Source organism: Candidatus Allofournierella merdavium (assembly GCF_944382735.1).
GTDB lineage: Bacteria > Bacillota > Clostridia > Oscillospirales > Ruminococcaceae > Allofournierella_A > Allofournierella_A merdavium.
In genome coordinates this window covers 108,570-122,107 of sequence record NZ_CALWND010000010.1, presented here as the reverse complement: position 1 = coordinate 122,107, position 13,538 = coordinate 108,570, and the positions used below count along the sequence as shown (strand labels likewise).

At 66.8% G+C, this 13,538-nt stretch carries 10 protein-coding genes; 5 read left to right on the top strand and 5 right to left on the bottom strand.

Annotation, left to right across the window (positions count from 1 at the left end; all coding sequences use genetic code 11):
- Positions 1-59: 59 nt before the first annotated feature.
- Positions 60-920 carry a DegV family protein gene (locus ACH2A7_RS09930; protein WP_394961734.1) on the bottom strand — a complete coding sequence of 287 codons (861 nt, stop codon included), beginning with the start codon at positions 918-920 and terminating at the stop codon, positions 60-62.
- A gap of 41 nt (positions 921-961) precedes the next feature.
- Positions 962-1,405 carry a MarR family winged helix-turn-helix transcriptional regulator gene (locus ACH2A7_RS09925; protein ID WP_394961732.1) on the bottom strand — a complete coding sequence of 148 codons (444 nt, stop codon included), beginning with the start codon at positions 1,403-1,405 and terminating at the stop codon, positions 962-964.
- A 176-nt stretch (positions 1,406-1,581) separates the two neighbouring features.
- On the opposite strand from ACH2A7_RS09925, the gene ACH2A7_RS09920 reads away from it, so the two are divergent.
- From ACH2A7_RS09920 to ACH2A7_RS09905, 4 genes are all read left to right on the top strand, one after another.
- The gene (locus ACH2A7_RS09920) at positions 1,582-2,691 is read left to right on the top strand and encodes a DUF3810 domain-containing protein (RefSeq protein ID WP_394961731.1); all 1,110 of its coding nucleotides are present in this window, start codon (positions 1,582-1,584) and stop codon (positions 2,689-2,691) included.
- A 164-nt stretch (positions 2,692-2,855) separates the two neighbouring features.
- The gene (locus ACH2A7_RS09915) at positions 2,856-5,015 is read left to right on the top strand and encodes a GH25 family lysozyme (protein WP_394961729.1); all 2,160 of its coding nucleotides are present in this window, start codon (positions 2,856-2,858) and stop codon (positions 5,013-5,015) included.
- A gap of 170 nt (positions 5,016-5,185) precedes the next feature.
- Positions 5,186-6,568 (top strand): sodium-dependent transporter, encoded by a 1,383-nt coding sequence (locus tag ACH2A7_RS09910; RefSeq protein WP_394961728.1) that lies wholly within the window; start codon positions 5,186-5,188, stop codon positions 6,566-6,568.
- 89 nt (positions 6,569-6,657) lie between these two features.
- Positions 6,658-7,824 (top strand): MFS transporter, encoded by a 1,167-nt coding sequence (locus tag ACH2A7_RS09905; RefSeq protein ID WP_394961727.1) that lies wholly within the window; start codon positions 6,658-6,660, stop codon positions 7,822-7,824.
- Positions 7,825-7,869: 45 nt separating this feature from the next.
- Here ACH2A7_RS09905 and ACH2A7_RS09900 read toward each other — a convergent pair whose 3' ends face one another.
- A complete protein-coding gene (locus ACH2A7_RS09900) occupies positions 7,870-8,670 on the bottom strand; it encodes an MBL fold metallo-hydrolase (RefSeq protein ID WP_394961726.1) in 801 nt (266 codons plus the stop codon).
- 133 nt (positions 8,671-8,803) lie between these two features.
- Here ACH2A7_RS09900 and ACH2A7_RS09895 point away from each other — a divergent pair, with 133 nt between their 5' ends.
- On the top strand, positions 8,804-11,428 hold the full coding sequence (locus ACH2A7_RS09895) for a cation-translocating P-type ATPase (protein ID WP_394961724.1): 2,625 nt from the start codon (positions 8,804-8,806) through the stop codon (positions 11,426-11,428).
- 45 nt (positions 11,429-11,473) lie between these two features.
- On the opposite strand, the gene ACH2A7_RS09890 is transcribed toward ACH2A7_RS09895, so the two are convergent.
- Positions 11,474-11,881, bottom strand: a complete 408-nt coding sequence (locus ACH2A7_RS09890; protein ID WP_394961723.1) for a DUF3842 family protein — start codon at positions 11,879-11,881, stop codon at positions 11,474-11,476.
- A 21-nt stretch (positions 11,882-11,902) separates the two neighbouring features.
- Positions 11,903-13,495: a cardiolipin synthase gene (cls, locus tag ACH2A7_RS09885; protein ID WP_394961722.1), complete on the bottom strand. Its 1,593-nt coding sequence runs from the start codon at positions 13,493-13,495 to the stop codon at positions 11,903-11,905.
- Between the last annotated feature and the right edge of the window lie 43 nt (positions 13,496-13,538).

Genomic DNA, 13,538 nt, shown 5'->3' with positions numbered 1-13,538 from the left:
CGGAACGGCGCTCTCCCTTTTTTTAAACCAAAGCGTACCCTCCGCCGCAGGAGGGCGGATCACCCGGCCGCGTCCGGGTTTTTGGCGAAGAAGGCCACCCCCGCCGCGCCGGGGCCGGCATGGGTGCCGATGGCGGTGCCGATGTGGCGGCACAGCGGCGCCTCCAGCCCCAGATTCTGGGTGAGATACCGGTGCAGAGGCTCGGCGGCCTTGCGGTGGGCGGTGTAGCCGATCATGTAGGGCATGGCCTCGTCCAGCCCCCCTTCGGCGTCCATCAGCTTGAACAGCGCCACATAGGCGCCGGGCATCCCCCGGGCCTTGCCGGCAAGGCCCACCTTGCCGTCCCGCACGGCCACCACCGGCTTCACGCCCAGCAGGCTGCCCGCCAGCGCCTGCGCGCCGGAGAGACGGCCGCCCTTGCGCAGATATTTCAGGTCGTCCACCACGGCCACCAGGCGCACATCCATCCGGCGGCGCTCCAGCTCCTCGGCGATCGCGGCGGCGCTTTTGCCCTCGCCGCGCAGCTGCACCGCCAGCCGCACCAGCAGCTGTTCGCCCAGGGTGGCGTTCATGCTGTCCACCAGATAGATCTTGTCGTAGCCGCAGGCGTCGGCGGCGATCCGGGCCGACTGGTAGGTGCCGCTGAGCTGGCCGGAGATCAGGATGGCCACCACCTCGTCGCCCGCCGCCTTCGCCTCCTCGAACCGGTCCAGAAAATCCTGGGGGCTGGGCTGGCTGGTGGTGGGCAGCTTGTCGCACTTGACCAGCCGGGCATAAAATTCGTCGGGGGTCATGTCCAGCCCGTCGCGGCAGACCTCGCCGTCCTCAAAGCGCACCTGCATGTGCACCAGTTCCACCTGCAGGCGGGCGGCCTCGGGGGCCAGGATATCGGCGGTGGAATCGGTCAGAATACGGATCATGTCACATCGTCTCCTTACTGTTGGGCGGCCGGGCCGCCGCGTCACTGGATGTCGGTGAAAAAGCCGTGGAGCGCCGAGAGGGTGTCGGCCAGCTGTTCCATCTGGCCAGCGCTCAGCCGGCGGCTCACCCGGTCGATCAGCTGCTCATGGAAGGCGGCGTGGCGCTCCAGCGCGCCGCGGGCGGCGTCGGTGAGGGTCACCGTCACCTTGCGCCGGTCGTCCTCCGCCTTCGCCCGCACCAGATACCCCTTCTGCTCCAGCGTCTTCACCGCCACGGTCAGGGTGCTGGCGGTCACCCGCAGGCGGGCGGCCAGCTCCCGCATGGTCACCCCCTCGGCAGCGTTGTCCACCGCCTCCAGCACATGCATTTCACTGACCGAGAGGTTTTTGTGGGGCCCCCTGGCCAGATTTTCCTCCTCCAGCCGCAGCACATCGTTGAACACGTCCACCAGAAACCGGTTGATCTTTTTTTCCGCCTCGGTCACAGAATGCACCTTCTTCCCCGTTCGAACCAAAACTTTGAAGTTCAAACAATCTGATTGTAGCGCGCCGCCGGCCCGTTGTCAAGATGCTTTGAACTTCGAAATAATTTTTGCCGCGTTGCGCGCCGCCGCCGCCCGGAGGTATAATAAAAAGAAAAAGGGCGAAAGGGGGCCTTCGGGTGAACGAGCGTGTGGGAAAGGCGGGGCGCTGGCTGGCGCAGAACCGTCTGCCCTGCCTGGCGCTGGCGGCGGGGTGCGCCGCCCAGGGGCTGTTTTTGCTGCTGCGGGGCCGGCGGGAGGCGATGGACGCGGCGGCGCAGGCCGCGCTGGCGGTGCGCCGCTTTGTCAGCGCGCTGGCGGACCCGCTGCCCTTTTCGCTGGCGGAGGCGCTGTGCACCGCGCTGGGGGTGTGGCTGCTGGTGATGGCGGCGCTCACGGTGCGCGGGGCGCTGCGGGGCCGGCGGGTGGCGGCCCGGCGGCTGTTGGGGCTGGCGGCGCTGGTGGTGTGGATCGCCGCGGGGGTGAGCTGGCTGTGGGGCGTTCATTACTACGCCGCCTCCTTCAGCGAAAAAAGCGGCCTCGAGCCGGCGCCGGTGAGCGCCGGGCAGCTGGCGGCCACCGCCCTGTGGTTCGCGGAAGGGGCCAACCGCACCGGGCGGCTGGTCCCGCGGGACGGCGAGGGCCGCCTTTCGGCGGACAGCGCGGCCATCCTGGCGGCGGGCGCCGACAGCCTGGACGCCCTCGCCCGGGCGTATCCCTTTTTGGACGGCCCGGCCCGGCAGCCCAAACCGGCGCTCTATTCCTGGTTCATGAGCGCGGCGGGGTTTACCGGCTACATCTTCCCCTTCACCGGCGAGAGCACCCTCAATGTGAACTGCCCCAATGTGTTCCTGCCGGTGACCATCGCCCACGAGCAGGCCCACCAGCAGGGGGTGGCCCCGGAACAGGAGGCCAACTTTGTGGGGGTGGCGGCCTGCCTGGAAAACCCCGACACGCTGTGGCAGTATTCCGGCTGGCTGTTCGGCTTTTTGCACCTGAGCAACGCGCTGTACACCGACGACGCGGCCGCGTGGCAAACGGTGTGGCAGCAGCTGGAGGCGGGCCCTGTGGCGGACCTTTTGTGGAACGACGAATACTGGGCTTCCTTTGAGAGCCCCGCCGCCGACCTGGCGGAGAGCACCTATTCCGCCTTTCTGGAGGGATACGGGCAGACGATGGGCATGGCCAGCTACGGCGCCTGCGTGGATCTGCTGGTGGCCCGTTACTGCCCGCTTGCCGCCGGGGAGTGAATCCGTCCGCCGTGAGAAAACAAATTTCGTGAAAAATGTGGAATTTTGTGTACCTTTGCCGGCAAATGTGCTATACTTGGTACGCATATACGAAAAAATAGCCTTTTGCGCGCAAAAAGCGGAAAAGGCGGGTTTGAAACACAGCCGGAGGAATCAGTCACAGCATGAACAGAAATGATATTTCACGGTATTTTACCCGCAGCTTCTGGAGCCGGATGCCGCTGTACAAGGCGGTGCTGGCGCTGAGCTGCGCCATGATCCTGATCGTGGGCACCGGCGCCGGCATTGCGCTGACGGCGGTGAACGCGGCGGCGAACAGTTCGTCTGTCAGCAGTTCCGCGCCGCTGAGCGCCACTGCCTCGCCCAGCCCGTCGCCCTCGCCCAGCCCGTCGCCCTCGCCCTCGCCCACGCCGGCGCCCATCCAGCTGACCCTGGAGGTCACGGCGGTGCAGCAGACCCTGGGCATCACCGTCATGGACGCCGCCACCGAACTGCCGGTGATCGGCACCGAATTTGAGGTGGTGGTGAACTACAAGGCGACCTCCACCAGTTCGAGCAAATCGTCCGGGTCCTCCAGCTCCAAGACCCAGAAACCCACCGAGACCTATAAGATCGACCCCAAGACCGGCACCCTGCTGATCGAGGAACTGCCGGTGGGCGAGTACACCGTGAGCCTCTCCGAGATGGAGGGTTACATAATGCCGGAGCCCGTCACCGCGAAGGTGAAGGAGAAGGTGGTGTACAAGGTGGACACCGAGGCGGTCAAGGATCAGATCAAGAGCGAGAGCGAAGTGGGCGCCGGGGACATCGTCACCGAGGACAAAGTCCTGGACGACCAGACCACCGAGGGCTTTGATCCCACCGTCACCCTGCCCGCCAACGACTACGAATCCAACGACAGCAGCAAGCAGGAGGTCAAGGGCACCGTCTACACGGTGAGCGCCAACGTGCAGAGCGCCAACGGCAAGGACTGGCTGCTCAACGCCGACGGCACCCGCTCCAACTACTATGTGAGCAAGACGGCCACCGCCCCCGACGGCACCGTCTACATCGTGGAAGCGGCCTACGATGCGGCCGCCCCCGCAAACAGCCTGAGCAACGCGCTGGGCGGGTTTGGCCTGAGCCGGCTGTTCTTCCCGGTGGCCTATGCCGACGAGACCTCGACGGTTCAGCAGGAGGGGCAGGAAGGTGTCAATTCTACGCCGGAGACCCCCGCCTCGACGCCGGAGACCCCCGCCTCGACGCCGGAGACCCCTGCCGCTACGCCGGTGCCGGCCACCCCCGAACCTGCGACGCCTGTGCCGGCCACCCCCGAACCGGCAACGCCTGTGCCGGCCACCCCCGAACCGGCAACGCCTGTGCCGGCCACCCCGGTGCCGGCCACGCCCACCCCCGCGCCGGCCACCCCCACCCCGGTGCCGGCCACGCCCACCCCCGCGCCGGCCACCCCCACCCCGGGCCCCACGCCCGTTCCCACGGTGGTGCTCTTCCAGAACGGCAACGCGGTGGCGAACGGCACCTTCAAGCTGGTGGCTGTCGAGGTCACCGTGCAGGTGCTGTACAGCGGCTGGCAGCCCAGCTTTGACGACAAGCAGGCCTTTTACGACCCCACCACCCACGAGAAGCTGGTGAACACCGAAAAGACCATCGCCGGCGTCAAGTACAAGTTTGACGCCAACGGCAAGCCCTCCACCGGGGACAGCGGCTCCAGCAACGGGCTGGTGAAGGGTGTGGACGTGTCCAAGTACCAGTACAACATCGACTGGAACGCGGTGAAGGCCAGCGGCATCGACTTCGCCATCATCCGCGTGGGTTACCGCGGCTACGGCACGGGCGCGCTGGTGGAAGACCCCTATTTCCGCAAGAACATCCAGGGCGCCAACGCCGCCGGCCTCAAGGTGGGCCTGTACTTCTACAGCCAGGCCGTCGACGAGAACGAGGCGGTGGAGGAGGCCAGTATGGTGGTGCGCCTGCTGCAGGAGACCGGCGGCCGGGTGAGCTACCCCATCTACTTCGACACCGAAAAGGTGGCGGGCGATACCGGCCGGGCGGACGGCATCAGCCGCGACCAGCGCACCCGCAACGCGGTGGCCTTCTGCAACGCCATCCAGAACGCGGGCTACCGCGCCGGCGTTTACAGCTACGCCTCCTGGTTCTACAACAACCTGAACATGGCAAGCCTCACCGGCTACAGCATCTGGATCGCCCAGTACCGTGACAATCTGGATTTCAAGTACAACTATGATATCTGGCAGTACACCAGTTCCGGCACCGTGCCCGGCATCTCCACCCGCGTGGACATGAACGTGAGCAAGCTGGGCTGAACCAAAGGATCAAAAGCCCCCGAAAACCGCTGGTTGTCGGGGGCTTTTGTGCGATTTCGGCCGCGGCGTCTTGCAAGCAGGGGCGGGCCTCGCTATAATAAAAAGGTACTGCGCTAAAGCGGCGGCATTGCGGGCCGCGCCGGCGCGCCAAATCTCTGTGAGGTGTTATCATGCAGCGTGAGAGTTTCAAATCCCGGCTGGGCTTTTTGCTCATCAGCGCCGGGTGCGCCATCGGTATCGGCAACGTGTGGCGCTTCCCCTATGTGGTAGGGCAGAACGGCGGCGGCGCCTTTGTCGTGCTCTATGTGCTGTTCCTGGTGGCGGTGGGCGTGCCGGTGCTCACCATGGAGTTCGCCATCGGCCGCGCCAGCCGCAAAAGCTGTGTGCTGGCCTATCAGCAGCTGGAGCCGGCGGGCACCGTCTGGCACTGGCACGGCAAGGTGGCCATGCTGGGCAACTATGTGCTCATGAGTTTTTACACCAGCGTCACCGGCTGGATGCTCTATTATTTTTACCGCTCCCTCGCCGGCCGGCTGGAAGGGCTGGACACCGACGGCGTGGCCGCGGCCTTTTCCGGCATGCTGGGCCAGCCCGTCACCATGACCTTCTGGATGCTGGTGGTGGTGGTGCTGGGCTTTGTGATCTGCTCCATGGGATTGCAAAAAGGCGTGGAGCGCATCACCAAGTGGATGATGCTGGCGCTGCTGGCGCTGATCGTGGTGCTGGCGGTGAACAGCGTGCTGCTGCCCGGCGGCATCGAGGGCGTCAAGTTCTATCTGGTGCCGGACTTCTCGGTGATGGCGGGCGACACGGCTCTGGAAACGGTGCGGAACACCCTGGGCGTGGTGACCGCGGCGCTGAACCAAAGTTTCTTTACCCTGAGCCTGGGCATTGGGGCCATGCTGATCTTCGGCAGCTATCTGGGCCGCCAGCGCAGCCTGCTGGGCGAGAGCGTGAACATCGCCGCGCTGGACACCTTCGTGGCCTTCACCTCCGGCCTCATCATCTTTCCGGCCTGCATGGCCTACGGCGTGCCGGCGGACAGCGGCCCCAACCTGATCTTCATCACCCTGCCCAACGTCTTCAACGACATGCCCGGCGGCCGGGTGTGGGGCAGCCTGTTCTTCCTCTTCATGAGTTTCGCCGCCTTCTCCACCATCATCGCGGTGTTCGAGAACATCCTGGCCTGCACCATGGACCTCACCGGCTGGACCCGCAAAAAGGCGGCGCTGGTGAACGGCGTGGTGGTGGCGCTCATCTCCATGCCCTGCGTGCTGGGCTTCAACGTCTGGTCGGCCTTTGAGCCCCGGGGCGCGGGCTCCACCCTGATGGATGTGGAGGACTACCTCATCAGCAACATCCTGCTGCCCTTCGGCAGCCTGGTGTATCTGTTCTTCTGCATCAGCCGGGTGGGCTGGGGCTTCAAAAAATACCAGGAGGAGGCCAACCGGGGCGAGGGCATCAAGGTGCCCGACTGGATCCGGGTGTATGTCACCTACATCCTGCCCATCTTCGTGGCGTTCCTCTTCATCCAGAGCGTGCTGGCCTGGTGAACGCCGCGGCAAAATAAACGGGACAAGGGGGGCGCGGGCGCGCCCCCTTTGCTTGCGAAGGGCATCGCCCGCCGGAAAGGAAACGCGCCATGTATACCCTGCTTCTCGCCGTCATCTATCTTGTGTTCATCAGCCTGGGCCTGCCGGACTCGCTGCTGGGGTCGGGCTGGCCCACCATGCGGCTGGTCTTTGACCAGCCCCTCTCCGCCGCCGGCATGGTCTCCATGATCATCACCGGCGGAACGATCTGCTCCAGCCTTCTGTCCGAACGGCTCACCGCCCGGTTCACCACCCGGGGCGTCACGGTGGGCAGCGTGTTTTTGAGCGCCGCCGCCCTGCTGGGGTTTTCCGTCTCCACCCGGTTCTGGATGCTCTGCCTGTGGGCGGTGCCCTACGGCCTGGCCGCCGGCTGCATCGACTCGGCCATCAACAATTTCGTGGCCCTGCACTACCGCTCCCGACACATGAGTTGGCTGCACTGCTTTTGGGGCGTGGGCACCGTGCTCAGCCCCTGCATCATGAGTTGGGCGCTGCGCCGTTCCGGCTGGCAGCTGGGGTATCGCGCGGTGGCCCTGCTCCAGCTGGGCATCGGGGCGGTGCTGGTGCTCACCCTGCCGGTGTGGAACGCCTGCCGGGCAACGGAGGAGAGCGCCCGCGCCGGTTCGGTGCTGGGGGTGCGGGGCGCGCTGAAGATCAAGGGCGCGCCGACCCTGTTCGCGGGCTTTTTCGCCTACTGCGGGGCGGAGGGCACCTCGATGCTCTGGGCCAGCAGCTATCTGGCGGGGGCGCGGGGCTTTTCCGCCCAGCGGGCGGCAGCCTTCGCGGCGATGCTCTATGTGGGCATCACCGCCGGCCGGTTTATCTCCGGGTTCATCGCCGACCGCCTGGGCGACCGGGGGATGATCCGGCTGGGCGCTGTGATGGCCGCGGCGGGCCTGGCCGTGCTGGCGCTGCCGGGGGGAGGGGAGACGATGGCCCTGGCGGGGCTGGGGCTCTTCGGCCTGGGCTGCGCGCCGGTGTACCCGGCCATCATCCACGCCACCCCGCAAAATTTCGGGGCGGAGCGCTCCCAGGGCTTGATCGGCGTGCAGATGGCCAGCGCCTATGTGGGCTCCACCCTTGTGCCGCCCCTGTTCGGCCTGATCGCGAACCGGGCAGGCCTGAGCGGGATGCCGCTGTTTCTGGCGCTGCTCATCGCGCTGATGACGGGCATGATCGAAAAGACCTTCCGTACGGTGTCCGCAAAGGCTGAATAAAAAGCAGGCCCGGCAGGGGACGCGCGTCCTCCGCCGGGCCTGCTTTTACAGTTCAAAGGTCTCCAGATCCTCCGGCACGAACAGGTTGCCGGAAAAGAGCGGCGCGCCCTCGGCGGTGTAGAGGGCCTTGCGCCGGGCGATGTTTTTATCCTCGGTGTGGTAGAGGATGAGGTTTTCCGCCTTCAGCTCCCGGGCCAGCCGGCAGGCGTCCGCCACGGTGGAGTGGTGCTTCTGGTAGGGCTTGAACACCTCCGCCTCGCCGGCCAGGCAGAAGGCCTCGTGCAGCAGCCACCGGCTGCCCTCGGCCCAGGGGCGCTCCGCCTCGTTGTAGGGCTCGTCCCCGCAGCAGGTCAGCTTCCCGCCGCCGGGCAGGGTGATGGAAAAGCCGTACTGGGCCGCCTTGGTGGAACGGATATCAAAGAAGGTGGCCGTCTGGCCCAGCAGCGGCAGGCTCTGGCCGTTTTCCACCGTCACCAGATGGAGCCGGTCATCCAGAAAGCGGGTCTCCTTTTCGCTCAGCAGCAGCCCCGCCAGCTGGCGCAGCAGCCCCGTCACCTCCCGGTGGGAGTAGATGGTGGCCTCCCCCTGGTACTGGCCCCGGGCCATGCCCTGCAGCATCATCCGCATCAGCCACAGCACACCGGTGATGTGGTCCAGGTGTTTGTGGGTCACAAAGATGCTGCGGATATCCTGCCAGCGCTCGCCGGCGGCCTTCAGCTGGCGGAAGATGCCGTTGCCGCCGCCCCCGTCCACCAGCAGGCGGTCGGCGCCCTCGGTGAGCAAAAAACAGGTGTTGTAGCAGGCGGTCACCGAGGCGTTCCCGGTTCCGAGGATGGTCAGTTTCACAGGGCAGCACTTCCTTTTTTTGCCTTTTTCTTCAGTATACCGCGGCCGCGTCCCCCGCCGCAAGGGGCTAAAATTCCGCCCGCCGCCATATACATGAAGGGACAAGGCATCGCAAAGGAGGAAGGCAGGAGCCATGGAGTATTATCAGCAGACGGCGCGGGAGGCCTTTGCCGCCCTGGGCAGCGGCCCCGACGGCCTGTCCGCCCGGCAGGCGGCGGCCCGGCTGGCCAGAACGGGGCCGAACGAACTGCGCAAGGCAAAAAAGGAGAGTGTGTTCCAGCGCTTTTTGCAGCAGATGGCGGACCCAATGATCCTGGTGCTGTTGGCCGCGGCGGCCCTCTCCGCCCTCACCGCCGCCTGCGCGGGGGAGAGTTTTGCCGATGTGTTCATCATCCTGGCGGTGGTGCTCATCAACGCGCTGCTGGGGGTCTATCAGGAGAGCAAGGCGGAAAAGGCCATCGAGGCGCTGCAAAGGATGACCGCCGCCCACAGCCGGGCGGTGCGGGGCGGCCGCCCGGTGACGGTGGCCAGCCGGGACCTGGTGCCCGGGGACGTGGTGCTGCTGGAGGCGGGCTGTGCCGTGCCCGCCGACGGGCGCGTCGTGGAGGCGGCGGCGCTGAAAATCGAGGAGGCGGCCCTCACCGGCGAGAGCGTGCCGGTGGAAAAATCCGCGGCCGCCCTGCCCGGCGGCCGCCCCGTGCCTTTGGGCGACCGGCACTGCATGGCCTACATGGGCAGCACGGTGAGTTATGGCCGGGGCCGGCTGCTCATCACCGCCACCGGCATGGACACCGAGATGGGGCACATCGCCGGGGTGCTGGCGGCCACCGCCCAGGGCAAGACCCCGCTGCAGCAGAAGCTGGCGGCTCTCAGCCGGGCGCTGAGCGTGCTGGTGCTGGCCATCTGCGTGTTCATCTTCGGCTTCGGGCTGTGGCAGGCGGGCAGCACCGATCTTGCCACCGTGCTCTCCAGCTTCATGGTGGCGGTGAGCCTGGCGGTGGCGGCGGTGCCCGAAGGGCTGGCGGCGGTGGTGACCATCGTGCTGAGCATGGGGGTCACCCGCATGAGCCGGCAGGGGGCGGTCATCCGCCGGCTCACCGCCGTGGAGACCCTGGGCTGCGCCCAGGTCATCTGCTCCGACAAGACCGGCACCCTCACCCAGAACAAGATGCAGGTGCAGCGGCACTGGGGCCCCGAGGCGGAGCTGGCCCGGGCGCTGGCCCAGTGCAGCGACGCGGTGCAGGGCGAGGGGGGCAGGGCGGAGGGGGAGCCCACCGAGTGCGCCCTGGTGGAGTACGCGGCGCAGCTGGGCCTCTCCCGGGCGGCCCTCGCCGCCGAGCCGCGGGTGGCGGAACTGCCCTTTGACTCGGCCCGCAAGCGGATGAGCACCTTCCACACCCACAAAGGCAAGCCGGGGGTGACCCAGTATGTGAAGGGCGCGCCGGACGTGCTGCTGGAAAAGTGCACCCACTGGCTGAAAAACGGCGCGGCGGTGCCCCTCACCGCCGCTGACCGGGCGGCCATCCTGGCCGAGAACCGGGCCATGGCCCGGGCGGCGCTGCGGGTGCTGGCGGCGGCAAGGCGGGAATGGCCCGCCCTGCCCGCCGACCTGCGGCCCGAGACGGCGGAACGGCAGCTGACCTTCATCGGCCTGGTGGGCATGATGGACCCGGTGCGCCCCGAGGCGGCGGCGGCCATCGCCCGCTGCCGGGCGGCGGGCATCCGCCCGGTGATGATCACCGGCGACCACCGGGACACCGCCGCCGCCATCGGCCGGCAGCTGGGCATCCTGCAAAGCGACAGCCAGGCAGTGACCGGCGCGGAACTGGACCGGATGAGCGACGGGGAACTGACCCGCCGCGCCCCCGCCTTCAGCGTCTACGCCCGGGTGCAGCCCCAGCACAAGGTGCGCATCGTCCGCGCCTGGAAGGCGGCGGGCTGCGTCACCGCCATGACCGGCGACGGGGTGAACGACGCCCCCGCCCTCAAGGCGGCGGACATCGGGGTGGGCATGGGCCTCACCGGCACCGACGTGACCAAAAACGTGGCGGACATGGTGCTCACCGACGACAACTTTGCCACCATCGTGGCCGCCGTGGCCGAGGGCCGGCGCATCTACGACAACATCCGCAAGGCGGTGCAGTTTTTGCTGGCCAGCAACGCCAGCGAGGTGCTGAGCATCTTCTTTGCCACCCTGCTGGGCGTCACCCTGCTCAAGCCGGTGCACCTGCTCTGGATCAACCTCATCACCGACTGTTTCCCCGCCCTGGCGCTGGGCATGGAGAAGGCGGAACCCGGCGTGATGGACCGCCCGCCCCGCCGCCCCGGCGAGAGCATCTTCGCCGGGGGGCTGGGGCTGGACGTGGTCTGGCAGGGCCTGCTGGTCACCGGCCTGACGCTGGCGGCCTACTTCGCCGGCGTGCGGCTGGAGACGGGGCTGTGGCAGGTGGCGCAGAGCGGCACAGGGGTGAGCATGGCCTTTCTGACCATGAGCATGGCCGAGATCTTCCACAGCTTCAACATGCGCAGCCAGCGGGGCAGCGTGTTCGCCCTGCCCGGCCACAACCCCTGGCTGTGGGGGGCCATGGCGGGCAGCCTGGCCCTGAGCCTGGGGGTGCTGGCCTGGCCCCCCGCCGCCGCGGCCTTCGGCTTCGCGCTGCTCACCCCCGCCCAGTGCGGTCTGGCCCTGGGCCTGGCGCTGGCGGTGCTGCCAGCGGTGGAACTGGGCAAGGCGCTGCTGCGGGCGGGCAGCCGCTGAACAAAAAAAGCCCGCACCCTTTTCGAAAGGGTGCGGGCTGCGTTTTCACACCAGTTCCAGAATGCGCCGGGCGGCGTCGGCGATGTAGTCCGCCAGCGGCAGTTCCGGCAGCCCCGCCACGGAGGCGCCGCACCGGCTGGCGGGGATGAGCACCTTGTGGGCGGGGCTTTCGGCCACGGCCGCCGCCATGGCCGGGCTGCACTCCCCCAGCATACTGTTCGCCATCACCAGCCCGATGGGCCCGGCGATGACCTGGGCCCGGCCGGCGTTCCAGACCACCGCGTTCTCGCCGGTGGCCCCGGCGCTGGCTCCCGCCTTGAGCATGGCGGCGGTGGCGGCGGCGTTGGTGCCCACCGCCAGGATCTCGCCGGCGTAGCCCCCGGCGCGAAGTTTTTCAATGAGCGCGCGGCCGAAGCCGCCCCCCTGTCCGTCGATCACAACGATCTTTGCCATCCAAGTTCTCCTTTTCTCTTTTTACAAAAGCGGCGCGAACAGCCGCAGCAGTATCCGGAAGGCCCGCTTTGGCAGCGGTACGTTCTTCACGTCCTCCCAGGTCACCTCGTGGCTCACCTGCATACAGCGGGTCAGGTCGGTGTACACGTCCTGCACCATCCGTCCGCCGTAGAACACGCAGCAGTTCTCAAAGTGCAAATAGAGGCTGCGGTAGTCCATGTTGGCGCTGCCCACCACGGCGGTCTTGTCGTCCGAGACGTACATCTTGGCGTGGATGAAGCCGGGGCTGTACTCAAAGATGCGCACCCCCGCCTTCATCAGCACCGAATAGTAACTCTGGGTCACCCAGTAGACGTACTTCTTGTCCGGGATGCCGGGGGTGATGATCCGCACGTCCACGCCGCTCTTGGCGATGAGGCTCAGGGTGGTGATCATCTCGTTGTCCACCACCAGGTAGGGGGTGGCGATGTAGACGTAGTCGGTGGCCTGCTGCAGGATGTTGAAGTAGACGTTTTCCGCCACCGCCTCCTCGTCCAGGGGCGAATCGCCGTAGGGCTGCACCATGCCGTCCGCCGAATAGCGCAGGGTGGGGGCGAATTTTTCCAGGCAGCTGGAATCGCCGGTGGTGAAATCCCAGCTCTCCAGGAACAGGGCGGTGAGGTTGTACACGCCGCTGCCCCGCAGCATCAGGCCGGTGTCCTTCCACACGCCAAAGCGCTTTTTGCGGTTGATATACTCGTCGGCAAAGTTCAGCCCGCCCACAAAGCCCACGTTGCCGTCGATCACGGTGATCTTGCGGTGGTCCCGGTGGTTGAACATGGTGTAGTCCGAGATGTGGGCGGAAAGGCGGAAGGGGGAGAAGCGCTCGCACTGGATGCCCCACTCCCGCAGCTGTTCGTCGTAGTCCTCCGGCAGGGTGAGCATGCAGCCCAGGCTGTCGTACAAAAGGCGCACGTCCAAGCCGGCGGCGGCCTTCTCCTTCAGCACCTCCAGGGTGGTGTCCCACATATAGCCGGGCTTGAGGATGAAATATTCCATAAAGATAAAGTGCTCGGCTTTTTTAAGCTCCTCCAGAAAGCGGGGAAAGAACTCCTCGCCCCAGGCGTAGTATTCGCTGCGGGTGTCGGCGTAGAGGGGCGCGCCGGCGTTTCGGATGAGGTACCGGGCGCTGCGGGCGAGGCCGGCGTCCTGCACCTCCAGCCGATGCAGGACGGAGGGGTCCTGGGGCAGGGTGCGGCTGAGCCGGGCGCAGATGGAGTTCATCCGCCGGGCGTGGCGGTTGGTGGTGTTGTGGTGGCCCCAGAACAGGTAGAACACCACCCCCAGGGGCGGCATCAGCAGGATGATGAGGATCCACATGATCTTGTAGGCGGGGTTGATGCCGTCGTGCTCCAGCAGGGCGATCACCACCAGCACGCTGAGCACCACCGCCCCGATGTAGAAGGGGGCGGAAAAGCGGCCCAGCACCACCGGCACCGAGAAGGTGAGCACGATCTGCAAAAGCAGCAGCACCACAAAGAAGAAGGTGCGGGTGTACAGGCCTTTGCCCAGCCGGCGCTTGGCCTTTTTCACCTTCTGCCGGGCATTTTTCATCTGCTGCGCGGTGTTGGACACGGCGAACTCCCCCCTTCCTCCATAAAACGAGGCGTCCCCGGGT

What these genes read in the sequence shown, in the direction of transcription:
- ACH2A7_RS09905 (WP_394961727.1), top strand. Translation starts at nt 6,658, where the DNA reads ATGTATACCCTGCTTCTCGCCGTCATCTATCTTGTGTTCATCAGCCTG.
- ACH2A7_RS09895 (WP_394961724.1), top strand. Translation starts at nt 8,804, where the DNA reads ATGGAGTATTATCAGCAGACGGCGCGGGAGGCCTTTGCCGCCCTGGGC.
- ACH2A7_RS09890 (WP_394961723.1), bottom strand. Translation starts at nt 11,881, where the DNA reads ATGGCAAAGATCGTTGTGATCGACGGACAGGGGGGCGGCTTCGGCCGC.
- ACH2A7_RS09915 (WP_394961729.1), top strand. Translation starts at nt 2,856, where the DNA reads ATGAACAGAAATGATATTTCACGGTATTTTACCCGCAGCTTCTGGAGC.
- ACH2A7_RS09930 (WP_394961734.1), bottom strand. Translation starts at nt 920, where the DNA reads ATGATCCGTATTCTGACCGATTCCACCGCCGATATCCTGGCCCCCGAG.
- ACH2A7_RS09910 (WP_394961728.1), top strand. Translation starts at nt 5,186, where the DNA reads ATGCAGCGTGAGAGTTTCAAATCCCGGCTGGGCTTTTTGCTCATCAGC.